Source organism: Bradyrhizobium sp. STM 3562 (genome assembly GCF_045571435.1).
GTDB lineage: Bacteria > Pseudomonadota > Alphaproteobacteria > Rhizobiales > Xanthobacteraceae > Bradyrhizobium.
The window spans coordinates 2,565,278-2,582,283 of sequence record NZ_CP120694.1 but is presented as its reverse complement, the minus strand read 5'-3'; the positions used below and the strand labels follow the sequence as shown (position 1 = coordinate 2,582,283).

General features: G+C 60.8%; 22 protein-coding genes and 3 pseudogenes. 9 read left to right on the top strand and 16 right to left on the bottom strand.

Annotated features, from left to right (window positions below):
* Positions 1-204: 204 nt before the first annotated feature.
* Positions 205-1,041: a glutamate-cysteine ligase family protein gene (locus P6U23_RS11845; RefSeq protein ID WP_407179955.1), complete on the top strand. Its 837-nt coding sequence runs from the start codon at positions 205-207 to the stop codon at positions 1,039-1,041.
* An 18-nt stretch (positions 1,042-1,059) separates the two neighbouring features.
* On the opposite strand, the gene P6U23_RS11840 is transcribed toward P6U23_RS11845, so the two are convergent.
* From P6U23_RS11840 to P6U23_RS11815, 6 genes are all read right to left on the bottom strand, one after another.
* Positions 1,060-1,551, bottom strand: a complete 492-nt coding sequence (locus P6U23_RS11840) for an MFS transporter (RefSeq protein WP_407179954.1) — start codon at positions 1,549-1,551, stop codon at positions 1,060-1,062.
* Complete coding sequence (locus P6U23_RS11835) at positions 1,442-2,257, bottom strand: MFS transporter (protein WP_407179953.1); 816 nt, start codon at positions 2,255-2,257, stop codon at positions 1,442-1,444. The genes P6U23_RS11840 and P6U23_RS11835 overlap by 110 nt, the downstream gene beginning before the upstream one ends.
* A 617-nt stretch (positions 2,258-2,874) precedes the next feature.
* Positions 2,875-3,189, bottom strand: coding sequence for a protein-L-isoaspartate O-methyltransferase family protein (locus P6U23_RS11830; protein WP_407181421.1), 315 nt, complete (start codon positions 3,187-3,189; stop codon positions 2,875-2,877).
* On the bottom strand, positions 3,072-3,335 hold the full coding sequence (locus tag P6U23_RS11825) for a hypothetical protein (protein WP_407179952.1): 264 nt from the start codon (positions 3,333-3,335) through the stop codon (positions 3,072-3,074). Before P6U23_RS11825 ends, P6U23_RS11830 begins: the two co-directional genes overlap by 118 nt.
* Positions 3,336-3,513: 178 nt before the next feature.
* Complete coding sequence (locus tag P6U23_RS11820; RefSeq protein WP_407179951.1) at positions 3,514-3,720, bottom strand: hypothetical protein; 207 nt, start codon at positions 3,718-3,720, stop codon at positions 3,514-3,516.
* Between the two features lie 90 nt (positions 3,721-3,810).
* Positions 3,811-4,266 carry a hypothetical protein gene (locus P6U23_RS11815; RefSeq protein WP_407179950.1) on the bottom strand — a complete coding sequence of 152 codons (456 nt, stop codon included), beginning with the start codon at positions 4,264-4,266 and terminating at the stop codon, positions 3,811-3,813.
* A 1-nt stretch (position 4,267) separates the two neighbouring features.
* Between P6U23_RS11815 and P6U23_RS11810 the strand changes: the two genes are divergently transcribed.
* From P6U23_RS11810 to P6U23_RS11800, 3 genes are all read left to right on the top strand, one after another.
* On the top strand, positions 4,268-4,786 hold the full coding sequence (locus P6U23_RS11810; protein WP_407179949.1) for a hypothetical protein: 519 nt from the start codon (positions 4,268-4,270) through the stop codon (positions 4,784-4,786).
* A gap of 107 nt (positions 4,787-4,893) precedes the next feature.
* Positions 4,894-5,124, top strand: a complete 231-nt coding sequence (locus P6U23_RS11805; RefSeq protein WP_407179948.1) for a hypothetical protein — start codon at positions 4,894-4,896, stop codon at positions 5,122-5,124.
* 44 nt (positions 5,125-5,168) lie between these two features.
* Positions 5,169-5,996 carry a DUF899 domain-containing protein gene (locus tag P6U23_RS11800; RefSeq protein ID WP_407179947.1) on the top strand — a complete coding sequence of 276 codons (828 nt, stop codon included), beginning with the start codon at positions 5,169-5,171 and terminating at the stop codon, positions 5,994-5,996.
* A gap of 746 nt (positions 5,997-6,742) precedes the next feature.
* Here P6U23_RS11800 and P6U23_RS11795 read toward each other — a convergent pair.
* The 6 genes from P6U23_RS11795 to P6U23_RS11770 all read right to left on the bottom strand — a co-directional run bounded on the left by P6U23_RS11795 (position 6,743) and on the right by P6U23_RS11770 (position 8,787).
* Positions 6,743-7,180, bottom strand: a complete 438-nt coding sequence (locus tag P6U23_RS11795; RefSeq protein ID WP_407179946.1) for a response regulator — start codon at positions 7,178-7,180, stop codon at positions 6,743-6,745.
* A 91-nt stretch (positions 7,181-7,271) separates the two neighbouring features.
* Positions 7,272-7,412 (bottom strand): hypothetical protein, encoded by a 141-nt coding sequence (locus tag P6U23_RS11790; protein ID WP_407179945.1) that lies wholly within the window; start codon positions 7,410-7,412, stop codon positions 7,272-7,274.
* A gap of 202 nt (positions 7,413-7,614) precedes the next feature.
* Positions 7,615-7,779, bottom strand: coding sequence for a hypothetical protein (locus tag P6U23_RS11785; protein ID WP_407179944.1), 165 nt, complete (start codon positions 7,777-7,779; stop codon positions 7,615-7,617).
* A 75-nt stretch (positions 7,780-7,854) separates the two neighbouring features.
* On the bottom strand, positions 7,855-8,100 hold the full coding sequence (locus tag P6U23_RS11780) for a hypothetical protein (RefSeq protein WP_407179942.1): 246 nt from the start codon (positions 8,098-8,100) through the stop codon (positions 7,855-7,857).
* A complete protein-coding gene (locus tag P6U23_RS11775; protein WP_407179940.1) occupies positions 8,097-8,330 on the bottom strand; it encodes a hypothetical protein in 234 nt (77 codons plus the stop codon). Before P6U23_RS11775 ends, P6U23_RS11780 begins: the two co-directional genes overlap by 4 nt.
* 229 nt (positions 8,331-8,559) lie before the next feature.
* The gene (locus P6U23_RS11770) at positions 8,560-8,787 is read right to left on the bottom strand and encodes a hypothetical protein (protein ID WP_407179938.1); all 228 of its coding nucleotides are present in this window, start codon (positions 8,785-8,787) and stop codon (positions 8,560-8,562) included.
* A gap of 161 nt (positions 8,788-8,948) precedes the next feature.
* Between P6U23_RS11770 and P6U23_RS11765 the strand changes: the two genes are divergently transcribed.
* Complete coding sequence (locus P6U23_RS11765; protein WP_407179936.1) at positions 8,949-9,119, top strand: hypothetical protein; 171 nt, start codon at positions 8,949-8,951, stop codon at positions 9,117-9,119.
* 220 nt (positions 9,120-9,339) lie between these two features.
* A pseudogene (locus P6U23_RS11760) lies at positions 9,340-9,696 on the top strand (PRC-barrel domain-containing protein).
* 371 nt (positions 9,697-10,067) lie between these two features.
* Here P6U23_RS11760 and P6U23_RS11755 read toward each other — a convergent pair.
* Positions 10,068-10,163 (bottom strand): annotated as a pseudogene (locus P6U23_RS11755) (cell envelope biogenesis protein TolA); the annotation flags it as partial.
* Positions 10,164-10,671: 508 nt separating this feature from the next.
* Between P6U23_RS11755 and P6U23_RS11750 the strand changes: the two are divergent.
* Both P6U23_RS11750 and P6U23_RS11745 read left to right on the top strand, forming a co-directional pair.
* Entirely contained in the window at positions 10,672-11,091 is a 420-nt protein-coding gene (locus P6U23_RS11750; RefSeq protein ID WP_407179934.1) for a CopG family transcriptional regulator, read from the top strand.
* 4 nt (positions 11,092-11,095) lie between these two features.
* Positions 11,096-12,268 carry an alpha/beta hydrolase family esterase gene (locus P6U23_RS11745; protein WP_407179932.1) on the top strand — a complete coding sequence of 391 codons (1,173 nt, stop codon included), beginning with the start codon at positions 11,096-11,098 and terminating at the stop codon, positions 12,266-12,268.
* A gap of 20 nt (positions 12,269-12,288) precedes the next feature.
* Here P6U23_RS11745 and P6U23_RS11740 read toward each other — a convergent pair whose 3' ends face one another.
* Together P6U23_RS11740 and P6U23_RS11735 are read right to left on the bottom strand one after the other, a co-directional pair.
* Positions 12,289-12,486 (bottom strand): hypothetical protein, encoded by a 198-nt coding sequence (locus P6U23_RS11740; RefSeq protein ID WP_407179931.1) that lies wholly within the window; start codon positions 12,484-12,486, stop codon positions 12,289-12,291.
* Between the two features lie 184 nt (positions 12,487-12,670).
* Positions 12,671-13,072 (bottom strand): annotated as a pseudogene (locus P6U23_RS11735) (glycosyltransferase); the annotation flags it as partial.
* 333 nt (positions 13,073-13,405) lie between these two features.
* Here P6U23_RS11735 and P6U23_RS11730 point away from each other — a divergent pair.
* Positions 13,406-14,068, top strand: coding sequence for a hypothetical protein (locus P6U23_RS11730; protein ID WP_407179929.1), 663 nt, complete (start codon positions 13,406-13,408; stop codon positions 14,066-14,068).
* Between the two features lie 687 nt (positions 14,069-14,755).
* On the opposite strand, the gene P6U23_RS11725 is transcribed toward P6U23_RS11730, so the two are convergent.
* Complete coding sequence (locus P6U23_RS11725) at positions 14,756-15,814, bottom strand: LLM class flavin-dependent oxidoreductase (protein WP_407179927.1); 1,059 nt, start codon at positions 15,812-15,814, stop codon at positions 14,756-14,758.
* Positions 15,815-17,006 lie beyond the last annotated feature (1,192 nt).

Genomic DNA, 17,006 nt, shown 5'->3' with positions numbered 1-17,006 from the left:
TTTGGCCTCGAGACGGAATTCCTTCTGGTTGACGCGGCGTCGTTTCGGCCGCTGTGGCACCCCGACCTAAAATTTGCGACGCTTAATTCAGCGCTCGAGGCTATTCCGGTCGACGATATCCAGTGCGACGGCCTGAAGATCGAGCCACCTCATCGCAAATCGAGCCCCTACATCGTCGAGGGTTATCACCTTCCGGATCCCGACATGAATCCGATCGATTTGCTTCCGAAAGGTATCGAGATGCGCACGCCTGTCTGCCAGTCTATCGAGGAATGCATTGCCTCGCTCAAAGCCCTGCATGAGCGTCTGCAGCAAGCCTTGCACAAGCTCGGTTATCAAGCCGTCGCGCTGTCGTTCCATCCAACCGAAGTGGCCTTCGAAGGACCTCAAAACAAACGCCGGCATGACTATTGGAAGTGGGCAATGGAAGGCATGCTGACCGATGGTCCGGACATCAATATAAGTCTTCCGACGAAGCTGGGCTCGCGGCTCGATTTAAGAGATCTGAACGAGAAAGTAAATTATTACATACCAGCCCTGACCGCACTTACTCTCGCTTCGCCGCTTCGAGAAGGCGGGCTCTGGCATATACGAGGGCGTATTGGAAAATCCGTGCGAACGTATCACCGAAGCGTTGCAGCTCCCGCTATCGAGATTCATCCTGACGAGGGTCTGCGGCTCGAGCTGAAGCCGTTCGAGATGACGAGCTCGCTGAACGATTACCGCAATTACTTTTTGCTCTGGCTTGCGCTAGTTCTGGATGAGGAGCTGAAGGGACGGGCTTCCGACCAGACGCGCGTCTACGATATGGGCCGGATTGCCTGTGATGGGCTGAATGTCGAGATGGCCAGGGAGCGTGCCACTGAGGTGCTGGCACGCATTCCTGATGTGCTCGCGTCGTGGGGATTCGATTGTGGATCCCTAGATGAGCTTCGGCAGCGCGCTGAAACAGGCCGCGTGCCGGCCGATAGCATCATCGAAATTTTCCAGCGCGAACAATCGGTGCCTGCAACATTGCGCCAGTTTTGCGATCTTCACTGATCGATCTTTTTGCGCTGGCTAATCTTCACTGGCGCTCACATTCGGCGCGGTTCGTGGCAGCATGAGCACCCCCAAGAGGAGGCCGATCGCACTAGAGATCATGCCGTAGATGAAGGTGCTGCTGTGTCCCCATTTGTCCCAGAGCACACCTCCGGCAATGCTGGCAGCAAGCTGGAACAGACCGGCGGTCGCGCTATACCATGCCATCGCGCTGGCACGCAGTTCGCTGCTAACCAGATCGCCCGCGAGAGCTCGACCCATCGACCTGAACATTGCCTCGTAGGCGCCATACGCCAGAAAAAAGCACGCGGCGGCGCTCACGCTTGCTGCAAAGGAAAACCCTGTATAGGCCAACAGACTGACAGTCATCGATGCTAGAAGTAGCGTTCGGCGCCCCCACCTATCGGATAGCAAGCCGACCGGATAGGACGTCAGCGCGGCGACCAAATTGAACCCGGCATAAATCAATGTCGTGATCAGCAGAGAACCCGTCAGCTCCTGCGTCCGCAAGATGAGGAACGAGTTGCTCGAGTTGCCGATGCTGAAAACAGCGACAACGAAGAGAAGCCTCCAATATGAACCTCGTTGCGTATTGAGCTGCGCTGATCGTCGGCGGCTGCGGTGCCTGCTGTTCGGTCACGAGCAGCATCAGTGCGAAGGCCAGCAGACCTGGCACGAACGCCAGATAGAAGATGGTCCGGATATCAACCCGCAGCACGTAAAGCAGCAGCAGCGTGAGAATGGGGCCTAGAAAGGCTCCGCCATTTTCGCCTAGGCTTTCCAGTCCGAACCCGCGTCCCCTACTCCGCTTCTCCGTCGAGGACGATACCAGTGCATCGCGCGGTGCCGCGAATGCACCCGCTCCCGAACGATCCAAGAGGCGCCCGGCGAGAACCCCTTGCCAAACCGCCGAATATCCCATCACCGGTTTTCCAAGCGCCGCCAGAGAATAGCCGATCAGAGCGATCGGCTTTCGGCTCCGAAGCCTATCGGATAGCGGGCCGAAAAATCCGTCGACGACATTTCGCCAGGCTTGAGCGATTCCGTCCACCAAGCCCACAATGCTGCCGCCCGTCCCCAGCGTTTGCGTCAGAAAGATCGGCAGAATCGGCGTGAGCATTTCGGTCGCCAGGTCCGCAAACAGGCTCGCGGCGGCGAGAAGAAAGGTATTTCTGGATAGTCCAGCGTACAGGCTGACGGGCTCCTTAGTCGGCATCTGCAACTCCCGTCGGCTGATTGCAGGCGCAGTTGTCCGGATTCCGGAAGTGGGCCATAAACCAGTATCGGTCGCCGCGCGTACTTGTCCAAGCCAACGGTCAGATACGTTGACCGGTTCTTAATGTACGAGGCGGGAACAACGAAATGTGGGATCAATTATCTTGGGGCATTTCGTCGAGAAATGCGAATCCAAATGCGCAGGCCCCAGCGAGCTTAAGACGCTGGGGCCCCCTCTCGATCTCGGAATGCTGGCGCCTCGCTCGGCGTGGGGCGAAATTTGGCGCTGCGGACTGTGTCCTAACACCGAACGATCGAGCTTCCGCGGCTAATGGACCGCGGCCGCCAGTCCTTTGCGGGTTCAGGATGGTTCAGGTGCTCACCTCAGGCAATTGCAGCGCACGTTGAAGGAGCGCGGAATTGTTGAGCACGGCCAGCGCGAGCGCCATGTAGATCGCCCAGCCGGAGCGCCGCATCAAAGCGGCTTCCACGAAGTCGGGCTGCGTATAGGCGTCGAGCCTCGACCCCTGAGAAGTGAAATAAAAGTGTGGGATTGATCAGCCCAGCGATCATCTTCGAGATGGTCATCTATGCTCCGTTACGGATGCGCGACCGGACCTATTGTAGCGGGGTCCCCTCCAGTTGAGAGAACCGGACGGACAAAATCTCTTTCATCGTTATTCTGCCGTTGACGAGCTTGTCGGCTACAATGATCTGCTGTGTATTGGCCACGCCGGCCGGTATCACCATTTTCCCACCCGCTTTCAATTGGTGGACCAGCGGAGGAGGAATCAGATCGGGAGCGGCCGTCACGATCATCTTGTCAAAGCGGGCGTGCTCTGACCAACAGTGATAGCCGTTGGTGCCAAGCTCTTCGAGTATTTCAACGGAGTATACCCCTGCGGGCCAGCTGCGCGAGGATGGCGGCGTGATAGCCAAGACCTTTCGAGAACGCTGTCGTTGGCCTTGTCGAGCAGATCGGTCATTAGGGCGACGACAAATGGCTGCGAGATAGTCTTCGCGAAGCCGATTGGAAGTGGAATATTGTCATACGCGTAGGGCTGAAGTTCGATTGGCACAAACTCATGCCGCGGCACCTTGCCTATGCGTCGCTTCCGCGACTGGATTAGCGAATAACCGCGCAGGCCCTGATGACGATTTTCTCAACCGCTTGATCACCAGCATCTGTGACGAATCAAATACCCCCTCCTGACGCCGGTGATCAGCCAAACATCGCAGGATTATTTTCACGTCTATTCAGATTTCAATCTGCTCTGCCTGCCTCTCATCGAAAGCCAAGCCGGAACGACTGATCAGTTCCGGACGCATCACGCAGATCAAGAACGGCAAGTACGGGGCGTCCGTAGAGGAGGCGCAGCCGGAAGAGCTCGAGGCCTTTCTATTGGCCTGGCAAAATCCGAAAGCCAAGGCGCCTCCGGCGCCTTCTCCGGTCGACATGCGCATCCTTCGCTCCATGTTCGTCCGCGAAACCGGCACGTGGCGGCTGGCCGGCGGCGAGACCGACCGCATCGAGTGCAAGGCAGGTTTCCGGCTTCAGCCGCAGGATCGGTTCTCGAGCTCGGGGGCAAGCAGGTGGGCGTGCTCTACGTGGAAAAGCACGATTATGGTCCCGTCATCGCCATCAAGAACGTCGGTCAGGACGTGAAGGAAGGAGGCATCTATTTCCGGTACGTCGGAGAGACCCGCCTGATCAAGCCGGGAGAGCTCAGGCAGATCATTGCCGCGCGCGAGCAGAGGGCAGTCGCCGAGTTCAGCGCCCGCATGAACCGCGTCGCAATCGGCAAGGAAGCGACGATCGATCTGGACTCCGGTGAAGTCGCCGGCACCAGCGGCAAATTCCTCATCGACAAATCCCTGCTCCCGAACATCCAGTTCGTGCGCGAGGGCGAATTCGACGAAAAGAAGGGAGCGCCGGCGCCTAGGTTGATCGGCGACGTGGAAACTGGTTTCGGAGGTCGAAAGGGAGCGAACGAGGATCATCCGCGACAACGTGGCCCCCGACGCGTTCGTCCGCAACTTCCTGCGGAACGAGAAGGTCGCGGAGCCGATGCAGTACATCCACTTCCAGGCTCACGCCCAACGGAAGTGGTTTCCCGTATGGTTCTACATCGACCAGACCCACTCGACCGCAGCTGAGGTCGCCGAGGATCTGCGCAAACAGGTCGCCACCTATCCGTCGTCGCGCGACGCATTGGTGGACCGGCTCGCGGGGAAGGACTCGGCGTTCCGCCAATCTACCAGGAAAGCCGAAGTGCTGCGCGCGAAACTGGTGCGGGGTGAGATCAAGGCGCCGACCGACATCGACGAAGATGTCGTCTTCGCCGGCGCGGTGCAAGCCCTACCGACGACTGTGAAGTCGAAGGATATCGAGAGTATTAGAGCGATCCTTCTCGACTCGATCGGGCGCTGGGCCCGGACCCGCGCAGCAGCAATCGCCGCGGAGCTATCTACAGGGCCGCCTGCCGTCTCGACGAGTTGCTCTACTCGAAGAAGAAGTGACGGACGCTAGGCCGACGCCCTTTGCGATCTCGCACGGGCTTCTCCGCCGGCGTTTCCCTGGCGGCCGCCTTCTTGCCCTCGATCGGCAACAGCATCTCCTTCTGACCGCTCGAAGACTTGCGCCGCTGGGCGATCAGTGTCCTGCTGGAAGCCGGCGCTATCCACGAATGCGAGGAGCACGGCTGGATGCAGGATCGCGCCGACCCGCACGCCCGCGATCGCGCCTTAGACACCGCGCGGCGGGACCCGCCTCAGGGCGTGTCTGCGCAGGATGCGGTTGGCGCGATCACGGAAGTGCTGGACGGCATCGGCGACACCTGCCCGGAGTGTTCGCAACAGGTCGATTAGGTCCAACGGTGCGCGGCTTAGCCAGGCGATGACATCGCGTGTGCTTGCGGCAGAGCCGGGAACCGGCCGGCGCGGACCTACGTTTAGACCCCACGATCAGAGGAGTCTTGACGATGGCACCAGCCAACCTCTCCCCACCTAAAATCGTCTCGCGTGAGGAATGGCTTTCCGCACGCAAGGCACTGTTCGCCGAAGAGAAGGAGATTACGCACAAACTCGACGAACTTAGAAAGAAGCGCCGCCAGTTGCCCTGGGTTAAGATTGAGAAGCCCTACGTCTTCGAAGGACCGGATGGCAAGTGCACACTTGCCGATCTGTTCCATGGTCGCAGCCAACTCGCCGTCTATCATTTCATGCTGACCCCGGGCTCCGATCACGTTTGCAAAGGGTGCTCATTCGTCGCCGATCATTTCGACGCCGCACGCAAGCACTTCGATGATGCAGACCTCTCATTTGCCGTGATTTCACGCGCGCCAATCGAGAGAATCGAGCAGGTGAAACGCGCTTTGGGCTGGACCTTTGCGTGGGTGTCATCCTATGGTAGCGACTTCAACTATGATTTCGGGGTGTCATTCAAAAGGGAGGACCTGGTCGCTGGCACAGCCAAGTTCAATTACGACACGATCCCGCTCAAGAGCAGCGAAGATATGATGGGCGCCAGCATCTTTGCCACAAACGAGACCGGCGAGATCTTCCACACCTACTCGGCCTATTCCCGCGGCATTGAAAATCTGATGGGGGCCTTCATGTGGCTCGATCTCACGCCCAAGGGTCGCCATCAATTCGATGACGGTCACAGCCGGCTTAGCGACGACGGCCGGGACGTCCGTACAATCGCGCGACCCGGCGGCACGGGGCCTGGCTGTCATTGACTGTTACTGGCGACATCACCGGATTAGGAGAACTTCCGGAATTGCCCTTCTGAAGCGTACAGCTCCCGCAGAATAATTGCTCCTCTCCGGAGGTGCCTCTCCGGTCAGATGGCATTTGTCCTTTCAACAACGATGTTCAAGCCTCAGGAATCGCGACTCCCGTCAGCTCGCGCAATTCGGCGATGAGCTGGTCCTGAAATTCCGGATCGGCCGCCTCACGGGCCGGCGGCTCCTCCCGGAGGTGATGTCATGCAGGCGGGAGCGCGATTGGTCTCTCAGCCACCGACGCCTACGGGCAGAGCCGAAGCCGGTGATGCAGGTAAATTAACTCAAGTCGCTTTGGTTCAAGACTTATGTTATGTGCTGCAAATCAGGAGTCCTGCGGAATGGGATCTTCAGGATGATACCTTGTTAAACGCTCAACGGTCACCTCTGATTGCCTCAGAACTTCAACGCTCCTCGCCAGCGTGGCGTATGTGTTGGCAATCGTTTGAAGCTGCGAGCGCGCGGCCGGATCACAGGTTTCTTCCGCAGCGCGCCGATAGCGGTTTGCGAGGGGCATATACTGGTTAGGCGCCATAGCGCGCCAACGCCAGATATCGTTAGGCGTTCCTCGCCCATCAACGACTTCTCTCCAATGAGGCCGGCAATCGAAGACAGCGACGGGTCATTTTTTGATGGATTCAGCCGGCGTTGTCGCGCTCGTTCGGTCCGGCAGGAGCTATTCCAGGAGCCGTTGCTTTCGTTCAATCAGCTTTGCGACTCTCGACATCGCGTCCCCGGTTTTCGGCCGGCCTCGAACAAAGAGTTGGTGCGCCGATGACGCTGACGCCAGTAGCATGACTGAGGATCAGGGTGCCGGTCCCGCGTTCAGAAGCTGGGAGATGGCGGTGATCAGTTGCGCGGGCGCGAATGGCTTTGCGATGAGGACGCTGTTCGGGATCCCCTGCGATTTCCAGGCATCGGCGTCTCCGCTTGGTCATGTAGACGACCGGAAAATCAGGCTCGATTTCCCTGATTTGCCGCGCGAGCGTCCAGCCGTTCAGTCCGGCGCCGACGCTGATATCGGTAATCAGCGCGCGATACCCGCCGCGATTGCCGCTGAAGAGGGAGAATGCGGCCTCGCCGGATAGCGCTATTTCGGCTTGGAATCCGCCGCCGCACAGGGCGTCCTCGACAAGCACTGGATCGAAAATTCGTCCTCGGCGACCAGGAAAATTCGTCCTCGGCGACCAGAATGCGGACGGGTTCGGGCACTCGCGGCTCCATGGAGAACTAGCCGCCGCCGGCTGCGTCGGGAGCCTGGCCCACGTCGTCAACTGCAGGCGCTTCGGCCCTCTCGTTCAGGTCGGCCGCCTTCTCGACCAGGCCGGCGGCCAGCTCCGGATCCCTGGTCGCTTTCACAAACCTGAGCAAGGTCGCCGCCTGCCTGCTCAGATACGCCCCTCCCGCCACTTCTCTTTGCACCCAGGTACCAGGTACGGCCCACGCCCGAAGCAAAAGAAAGTGCAACCGCTGCGATTAGTTCCTCTGAAGGTTCAAAAGTGGGCATCCCAGGCCGTGACATTGTAACCAATTTTCCCTCGGGTCCGGTAGCGGTCCAAGTTGTGACGCCGAGCTAATGCGGGGACGTAGGCGGTGCCTCGCTCGATTCCAGCCGCGACAGTGCTTCATCGATTTCCCGAAGCTCCCGCTCGACCTCGGCCAAGCGGTCAGCCTCCGCTTCCTGCCGGCAGTCGAGCAGCGCCCGCTTGCGCGCGAGCAGTTCGAGGACATCACGCATGACACTCCGAAGCGTCGCCCCCGGTGTTTGGCGATTAGAAATCTTTGGCCGAGACGTTCCTCGTTGAGCTGGAATCTAGCCTTCCTTCAGGACGGATCTCACCTCCCTGACTGGCCAGCTTTCGTCGACGGCGATCACGTGCACCTTGCTGCCGCCGCCCACCAGCATGTGAGAGCTGATCTCGTCGTCCGAAGGCAGGACTGTCAGATCGGTCTCGGGCTTCCAGTTCAGCGTCAGGTCGAGATCTCCCGGAAAAATCTGCCATTGCGAGCCGTCGTCGAGTTCGACGATGTGGCTCTCGGAATGGGATTTAATCTTCATCGCTTCGGCGCTTCCACCATTCTCTCCAGCGCCTTCAGGTGCGTCAGTCCGGACACGACCAGCCTTTGCTTGTCCGTCTGGCCCGCCGCGACCTGACCGAAGATGTGGTCGGTCAGCGCCTTGCGCGCCTGAACGAGCTCGCCGTGGTCGCGTTCCTTAAAGGCCTCGAAGATCGCCATGGCCTTCTCGATGGCCGATGGAGCGACGGTGGTTTCGAGTTCGTCGGCCATGGCACTACCTCGCGTTCTGCGCGCGTGGCTCCGAGAAGCGCCGGGCGTACTCGGCCCGTCGGCAGCGGCCGCCGGCCTGGTAGCCGCATTGCGGACACCTCAACCGAATTTCGGACTGCCGCGAACTTGCCTTCGGCAGCTTGGCCGCCATGGGCCAGGCGCCGCACTGGGGGCATTTTTCGAGGAGGTTATCGGTTTCGATCACTTGGCGGCTCCCGAGTGGCGCTGTTCACTTGTGGTCCGAGGGGGGCTGGGCCGAGTTCTTCTCGGCTTCGGCCTTGTTCGCTTCGTGATGGCCTATGGCACACCCCGCCGCGGCGCCGAGTTTGCTATGCCCGGCCATGTGTCCCGCCACACCGCCGACCACGGCGCCCTTGATGCAGCCCTTGGCTTGCGCTGCGCCGCCGGAAGCAAGCGCTATCGCCGCAGCGCAAACGACCGTAGGTATCCCTCTCATGACTGGTCTCCAGTAGCGTGTCTGGAAGTCAATCGCTGCGGAGATGGTCCGTTCCAGTCCGCACTGGCGGGCTCATTCCTAGAGGTCCGCTCCAGCTGCTGTGATTGCAGAGGGCATCTTCGCGCGCGAGAAGCCTCCGACAGGCTGAGTGGTTGAGCGTCATGGACCGAAGGACCCGTCTCGTCGGGCAGGCGGAGCAGGCGCGCCGCATCGCGCACTCGATCAACGATGCCGAGACTAAGGCCCTGCGGAAGCTCGCGGACGACTATGAGCAGCAAGCCAAGTCGCTCGAATCCGATGGACGGGACCAGGCCGAAAAGCCGAAGAAATGACACGGGCAGCACCGGCGCCTCCGGACCTCCCCGCATGTGTGCAACGGGACAGATGATGCGTCGCGTCCGTGGTGCAGCACGCCGAACTCCATGAGGATTTGATGCTCGTTCCGCCATGAGCACCGAGCTCACAGCGCGCTGCCTGAGCGTCGCGAGCCAAGTAACGGGCCGAGCCGTGGCCGGCTCGGTTGTGCCAGATCACATCTTCAGGAGAAGGGTCATGGAAACGGAAAGGCGCGAAACAGGAACATTGATCGGCAGCGATAAGGTCGAAGGCACCGCGGTGTACGGCGCCGACAATCAGAAGATCGGCTCCATCGAGCGCGTCATGATAGACAAGATCAGCGGTCGGGTCTCCTACGCGGTCCTCGGCTTCGGCGGATTCTTGGGCATCGGCGACGATCACTACCCGCTGCCGTGGTAGTCCTTGAAATACGACACGAACCTTGGCGGATACCGAACCAACGTCACCGCCGACAAGCTCAAGGGTGCGCCGAAGTATAGCAACGACAACTCGTGGAACTGGGATGATCCTGCGAGAGCGAGAGCCGTGAACGATTACTACTCCGGCTTCTAATCCTTGTCGGCAAGCCCGCCTGTGTTGGCGGGCTTGTTCTTGATGTAGCGCCGCCGCCTGCATCCTCACGCCGATGCAGGCATGAGGACTGATGAGGCGCGAGCATCCCTCGTTAGGTCACTCCTCCGATCGCCTCATCTGCCCGACGGCTTGAGACAAATCTCCCTTTCCACGCACATCCTCAATCAGGATGATCTCGCCCACGCCGATGACGCGCGTCTCGCCATCGCTGGCCGTGATCTTGTTTGGCGCGTCAGGTTTGATGACCTATTGGCGCCGAGTAACCGGATGCCAATCGAAGAACCAATCGGCGGGAGTGGTCCGGAAATAAACACCGCTGCCGGCAGACGTCCCGGGGTCGATCCGTCGGGGCCGTGTTCGGTCATCGCCTCCTTCATTGAGGGCGCCGCGATCGCGAGATCGTAGAAACCTAGCGATGTCTGGTAAGTCTTGAGCTTCCTGACCATGAGGCGAGCGGGCTCGCGGATCTCCTAGCGCCGACGGGCGACCCAGACTCCGAGCATGAATGCGATAAAGAGCGACTGCAACGGAGCCTTCAACGTCACCCTACGCAGACGATCGGCGAAGCGCATCGCAACGTCCGGCGGAGGCGGCCTACGGCTCGCCACTTCTTGCTCGGCACTCCGCCTTTCGCCCGCCACGTTCTCCACGCTGCCCCGATGGTTCGCGAGGCCAGAGGCTTCCGTCATCTCAGAGGCTTCCTTCATGTCCATGCGAGTCCTCCCTTCTTCTCGGTGAAGCAACCGGTCCCCGGACGGCACGGTTCCTACCGGCCCACGGAGCGAGCGGCGGATTACTCGGGCCGGGTGGCCGCCGGTCCGCGAATGGCAAGGGCCGGAGGGATCCAGGATCGTGCCGACCCGCATGCCGCGAGCGCGTGGAAGCACGCCCTTGACGCGCGGAGGACTGCCATCCATATACCATCCAATCAGATGATATCAGGATGATAATTCGATGCCAAGCAACGTTCACGAAATCCGACCCAAGCCGTCCGACACGGAAAAAATCACGATCAATCTTGGTTTCGTCGATCTCGGTCAGGTCGATTTGATGGTGCAGGAAGGCTTCTACTCGAACCGCACGGATTTCATCCGGACCGCCATCCGCAACCAGCTCGAGCGCCATGCCGACGTGGTCAAGCAGTCCACGGCGCGAAAGAGCCTGGACCTGGGCTTGCGAAACTACAGCCGCGAGGATCTCGAGGCGGCGCGGCGGGCGGGCGAGATGCTGCACATCAATGTTCTGGGTCTCGCCACCATCGCCCAGGACGTCACGCCCGAACTTGCCCGCGCGACGATTGCATCGATCTCTGTGCTGGGGGCCCTGCATGCCAGTCCGGCGGTCAAGTCCGCTCTGGCCGACAGGACGAGGTAAGGTCATGCTGAACCAGGACATCATTCGCGAAGCCACACGCCTCACGCGCTCGGGCCAACTCGTCGAGGCCACCGCGCTGCTTCAGCGCATGCTTCGGGGCGAGAAAGAGCGGGGCGCTACCGCACAGACGACCGGCCACCCCGCCCTTGCTGCAGGAAGAGAGCCGCCGACCATCGACGCCAAGGCGAACGCCGCCGCGACGAGGCGTCCGCGTCGCACGGCCCGGCCGCCAGTGGACCTTGCCAACAGCATCCAGGGGCTCGGACTCGGAGGATCGCTGGGACGCGCCCCGCCGTCCATGGTGCATATCGTGCCGGACGGCACCAGGTTCATCGAAGGCGTCTACGCAAATGCCGCGGGAAGCCGCGCCTATCGGCTGTTCATCCCGAGCGGCTATCATGGACAGCCCATTCCGCTGGTGATCATGCTCCACGGCTGCACGCAGTCGCCGGAGGATTTCGCCGCGGGCACGCGGATGAACTTCGTCGCCGAAGAACAGACCTGCTTCGTGGCCTATCCCGCGCAGCGGGCGGAAGCGAACCAGGCGAAATGCTGGAATTGGTTTCGGCCGGCCGACCAGCAGCGCGGCGGAGGCGAGCCCTCGCTCATCGCCGGCATCACCCGCCAGATCATGCGCGACCATTCGGTCGATCCGGAACGCGTCTACGTCGCCGGACTGTCCGCCGGGGCTGCGGCCGCGGCCGTCATGGGATCGACGTACGGCGATCTGTACGCAGCGATCGGCATCCATTCCGGACTGGCCTGCGGAGCAGCCAGCGACCTTCCCTCCGCGCTGATGGCCATGAAGCAAGGCGGCGGACTTAAGGCAACACCGAGCGACGGCCCGCCCGTGCCGACAATCGTCTTCCACGGCGATCGCGACACCACGGTGCATTCCAAAAACGGCGATCGGATCGTCCGACAGTCGATCGGCGGATCCCGCACGAAGACGGAGGTGCAGCGCGGGCGGGTACCTGGAGGGCATGCCTATACCCGCACGGTCCACACCGACGCCGGCGGGCGCGGAATCCTCGAACACTGGGAAATCCACGGAGCCGGACACGCATGGTCGGGAGGCAGCCCCGCCGGCTCGTACACCGATCCGGACGGACCGGATGCGACGAGGGAGATGCTGCGTTTCTTTCTCGAACATTCGCTGCAGCCGAGACGAAACTAGCGTCACTTCGGACGCAACGATCAGGTCTTGGGCTTGTGCTTGACGGCCGCCTCGCGAGCCAGCCGCTCCGCCTTCAGGCGCTCCCGGTTTGCATGGAATGCCTGTTGGTCGCGCTCATACTCCGAGGCCGGCGCCTTGGTGCCCGCATCTCGAAACACCTTTCGAGCTTCCCGCTCGGCCGCGGTCGGCACTCTCCTGTCCGATATGCGATTGCTCATTGCTCTCTCCTCCGGGCACAAACGGTCCTTGCGCTATAACTGCGCATTCGGACCGCCAACCTAGTGGGTAGGTTTTCCCCCGGCCAGTGCCGGGGGCGGAGATTCGACGCCTCGCGACGCCGTTAGTTCCAATCCGTTCACGTTGCCGACGGCTGCGGCTCCCCTCTTGCTCGGCGCCGCCAGCAGCGGCGATCAGCCTCCGGTACTGGCCTTCGTATTCTCGCGCCATTCGGGAGGCAGTGAAACGCCACTCGAAGCGAGCGCGCACCTGTTTTCTATCCAGTCGAGCCACTTCGCTGACTGCACTGACGGCCTCCTCCTCGCTGTCGACGATGAAACCGGTTACGCCGTCGTCGACCACTTCCGGCACGGAGCCCGAGCGATAGGCGATGACAGGCGTCCCGCACGCCATCGCCTCGATCATCACCAGACCGAACGGCGCCGGCCAGTCGATCGGAAATAGCAGGGCGGCGGCTTCCGCGAGGAACGGCTGCTTCCTCGCTTCGTCCACCTCGCCGACGATCTGCACGTTCTCGCCGTCGATGTGAGGCTCGAGATGTTTTTTGAAGTAGGCGGTCTCGGCACGCGCATCGTGAACTGGCGCGGTGAAGCGGTGGGCGAAATCGACACGGGATTCGAAGCCGCCTGCCGGCGCGCAAAGCTGCCTGGGCACGAAAACACCTACTCCATCCGTCACGCCGTCGGTCGCTACCTGCAGAAGCAAGGCGTCGAGCAGCGCGAGATCGCTCTCTGGCTCGGCCATATCCAGCCTCCGGATTCCATCGAAACGACGCTCGTGTACAGCCCGTTCCGCCCCGATTACTTGTTTAACGCCAAAGCCGCGGTCGAGCAGTTCGTCCGCGAGATCGCTTCGTATACGAAGCGCCACGACATCCTTAACCCTCCATGGACTTGAGCAATGACCAGGACGACAAAGACCGAACAGGCCTATGGCAACCGCGCAAAGCAGATTGCCGAAGGGGCCCGCACCGCCGCCGGACGCGCTCTGTCGCCGACTGAGCTCGCGGAAACCGTCATTGCCCGGCGAACTCAGCTTGCGTCATCGACGTTCCGGCAGAACCGCGCGGCTCTCCGGTTCACGATGAACGAGACCGCAGAGTATTTCCCTAAGCTGGCGCCGGAAATGCGCGCGGCCATTGCCATCCTCGAGGACGCCGAATCGATCAAAAGGCCTGACGAGTTAATGCCGCGCACCTCGCAGATGAAGTTGAAGCGTCTCGATGACGACTTGGATCGCATCTGCCATGGCGCTCTGGCTACGAGAAGCCCCAACGCGAGCACGCTGGTGGATTGCCTGACTGTGGGATCGCTTACCGGCGCCCGGCTTGTCGAGTGGCCGACTGCTCAATTCGGTCCGTCGAGCCAACGCCATTTCGAGTGGGAACTGAAGCTTGAAAATGGGAACATTCGAACGGACGCGCTCACGGCGAGACGCGGGTGCTGCGCTGGGCCTGGTTGCCGGAGGACCTCGTCATGCAGACGAAGGCATGGATCTTCGCGGCTCGCGAAGCTGCGGCGAATGGACAGTACGAAACCTTGGTCGAAACCCTCGAATCGTTGATGCGCAGGCTTACTAAGCAGCTCTTCCCGCGCCGGGAACGCCGCCCCACGCTTTCGTCGGTCGACACGCTACGACCGCGCGCTGGAAAAAGGTCTATGTCGTCTCTGCCCGCACTGCTGAAGAGAAGCAGCTCGGACTTGCGATGGTTGCAGCGCTGCTAGGCCACGCCACGGATGAAACTGCGACCCGCCACTATGCTCGCGCAGGGGAGGCGGACGGCCGCTTTCCGGTGCCGAGCCCCGATCCGGCTAAGGTTGCACGCATTCGCAAGCGCTACTCGCTGGCACCGAGCGCAAAGCGCATGGTCGCGAAGCCCTAGTCGCCAGCAAAAGAGCCCACCGGGTGATTCGCCGCCGGAGCGCTTTTGAATCGGACCTCCTTCGCATTGAGGGTCATGGTCGCGATCAAGCTGCCGAGGTAGCGAATGGTGATAGCATAATCGTCGGACTGGCTGGCCTCGTTCGGCCAGGCGACAATCAATCGGCAATGATCTGCTCGCGATTGCCGGCGTGTAAACCCAGCGCACTTGTCCGCATGATGTGGCAGGCGAGCCGAACCAGTTTGCCTCGTGCGCGGCTATGCGGCGACCGATCGAACGCTTCGTACGTCACGCGGATCGGGCTGCTGATCATCTCAGTTCAATAAGCCAGATGTCCGCAGCCGCGCCGGGTTGCGCGGGACGCCGCTTCAGTGATGCTCGCGCAGCCCGAAGTCTGGCGCTTGCCGTACGAAAGCGGGAATGATAGTCGATCGCAAGGCCGAGATCGTTTGGAGTGATGCGGCGAGCGGTAGGTTTCCGAAGGCGAGTTGGCACATGACGTATGTAACACCCGCCTCAACGACCTGGCTCTTCAGCGCCTCTCGCACGGTGGATGGTGATCCGACTAGACAGAAACCATCATCTAAGGCTTCTTCAAACGACTTTGGGAGATTTGGCGGAAGGGGCAAATTGCGCGTGCGCGACAGGAAAGTGAATGTATTGAACCAGCGCGCGTAAGCAGGAGCCGCCAGAGCACGAGCCTCAACGTCGGACTCAGCGACCACGACAATGCGGACCATACCAAGCAGCGGCATATCTCGCGTTGGGCCCGCTATCCAATGCGCGCGGTAAGCGTCCGTGATTGGCCGAATTGCGTTGCTGTTTCCGACGCAGGCGATATTGATCGAATTCTCCGCCGCCCATCGGGCCGTCTCCGGCTTCGTCGTCCCATACCACAGCGGTGGATGGGGTTTTTGGATGGGTGAGAGGGTGATCGGCACGTCAGAGATGCTGAAATGGCGACCGCAGTACGTAAGGGCATCTGTCTCCATGGCTTTGATGACAATTTCGACCGCCTCGTTGTAGCGCTCCTGCGCCTCCGCAGGTGAAACGCCGAAAAATGAAAGTTCGAGTGGGACACCGCCGCGGCCGATGCCAAGATCGAGTCTGCCCCCACTCAGCTGATCCAGCATGCAGATCTCTTCGAAGGCGCGCAGCGGATGATATAGATTCAACAGCATCACCAAGGGTCCGACTCTCAGTTTTCTTGTGCGTTGCGCCACCGCGGACAAGAACAAGTTGGGTGATGCCGCCAGACCATGTGGAGTGCCATGATGTTCTGCGACGTGATAGCCGCGAAAACCAGCCTCATCGCACGCCGAAGCGATTTCTAATCGCTCGCTGTATTGCTGGCGAAGGCTACCGCCCGCATGATCCAAATGGTCAAAAACACCAAAACTGAGGGCAGGCATCGTTGCGCAGTTCATGGCAGCTTCCCTTTAGTCTGATCGCTTAGCTGGAGGATTGGAGGTCTTCGGGAGTAGCCGGCCACATTCACAAAACGGTTGATGTGCCGAGTCTCGATATCGATCCTTGAAAGGAGAAGCTTCACCGGCTCCCAATCACGTCGCCCGCCCCGGAACTGAGCTCGACGCGCATGCCTTGTACGAGCCCGATGTCGCGCAGAAGCCGCGTCGCGATGGGGCGGAGATTGTCAGCCTGCAGCACCGGCCTGCGAAGTTCCCGCTTCGAATGCCCCAAGACGTCATTTTGCATCGACCAGTCTCGCCGTGTTGCTATGCAGCCCGGGTGTGCCGCCCCCCAATACGTTGCGCTGCTTGGATTGATCTCGGCTGAAGTGCGTTGCGGCACTTCCAGTGCACGCTGGCCATTTCGTGTTACATTAAGATTACAAGTTTGAAGAACTCGGTTACGGCGGTGATTGCGCGGTTCCCGCTCGCACGCAGCTACCGCCGGCCGCCAGAAGTGCGGCCAGCAGCACAGCGCCGACGGAGCGGCGTGCCGGACAACGCCGTCAGTTTCGAAGGCGGCGTGAGTGCGACGCGACGACGCGAATTAGGATCAGCGGTTTTTCCACCAGCGTAGCCCACTCCAATCGCCAGTTGCGAGGATGGTCGCTGCAGTATTCCCCCCTGTCATCGAAACTATACATGCCGGCGATTGGAAAAGTTCGTCCCGCGCTGCGATCAATACTTAGCACTGTCGCAGATTCATCGAGTAAGGCTCGGCGGGGCCGCAGCGCGGCTTCAATGTGGTCAGCACACCAACGAGAACGCGCTATCTCCCCGAGTATGCCGCATCAGGCAACTTGATTATGCGAAGCACTTCAATGCGTGGGGTGTTCGTTGATTCCCCGCTCACTCCCAACGCGCTCAGGAGGCATCCATGGCTTTCACGTTAAAGATCAACGGCACGCCCCAAGAGGTCGATGTCGACGGGGATGCCCCGCTGCTCTGGGTGCTGCGCGATGTGCTCGGCCAAAAGCATTTTCAACAGGGTCGATGCTGTCATTTAGGTGGTGCATATCCTCCACGTTCGGTGACACGCCGCATGACCGCGCCGCGGTTAACTCGCGGCCGATATCATCCCGTGCATTCTTGCCTGGCGCGGCGACTATGCTATCTGGGCTATCCGGACTATCGTGTTGAACCGCTATCG

Bases quoted from the DNA above. Each gene is read 5' to 3' on its own strand.
- P6U23_RS11750 (WP_407179934.1), top strand. From the start codon at position 10,672: ATGCCAAGCAACGTTCACGAAATCCGACCCAAGCCGTCCGACACGGAA.
- P6U23_RS11780 (WP_407179942.1), bottom strand. From the start codon at position 8,100: ATGAAGATTAAATCCCATTCCGAGAGCCACATCGTCGAACTCGACGAC.
- P6U23_RS11775 (WP_407179940.1), bottom strand. From the start codon at position 8,330: ATGGCCGACGAACTCGAAACCACCGTCGCTCCATCGGCCATCGAGAAG.
- P6U23_RS11835 (WP_407179953.1), bottom strand. From the start codon at position 2,257: ATGCCGACTAAGGAGCCCGTCAGCCTGTACGCTGGACTATCCAGAAAT.
- P6U23_RS11730 (WP_407179929.1), top strand. From the start codon at position 13,406: ATGACCAGGACGACAAAGACCGAACAGGCCTATGGCAACCGCGCAAAG.
- P6U23_RS11745 (WP_407179932.1), top strand. From the start codon at position 11,096: ATGCTGAACCAGGACATCATTCGCGAAGCCACACGCCTCACGCGCTCG.
- P6U23_RS11765 (WP_407179936.1), top strand. From the start codon at position 8,949: ATGGACCGAAGGACCCGTCTCGTCGGGCAGGCGGAGCAGGCGCGCCGC.
- P6U23_RS11845 (WP_407179955.1), top strand. From the start codon at position 205: ATGAATCCGATCGATTTGCTTCCGAAAGGTATCGAGATGCGCACGCCT.
- P6U23_RS11770 (WP_407179938.1), bottom strand. From the start codon at position 8,787: ATGAGAGGGATACCTACGGTCGTTTGCGCTGCGGCGATAGCGCTTGCT.
- P6U23_RS11785 (WP_407179944.1), bottom strand. From the start codon at position 7,779: ATGCGTGATGTCCTCGAACTGCTCGCGCGCAAGCGGGCGCTGCTCGAC.
- P6U23_RS11725 (WP_407179927.1), bottom strand. From the start codon at position 15,814: ATGAACTGCGCAACGATGCCTGCCCTCAGTTTTGGTGTTTTTGACCAT.
- P6U23_RS11740 (WP_407179931.1), bottom strand. From the start codon at position 12,486: ATGAGCAATCGCATATCGGACAGGAGAGTGCCGACCGCGGCCGAGCGG.
- P6U23_RS11820 (WP_407179951.1), bottom strand. From the start codon at position 3,720: ATGCGCATGTCGACCGGAGAAGGCGCCGGAGGCGCCTTGGCTTTCGGA.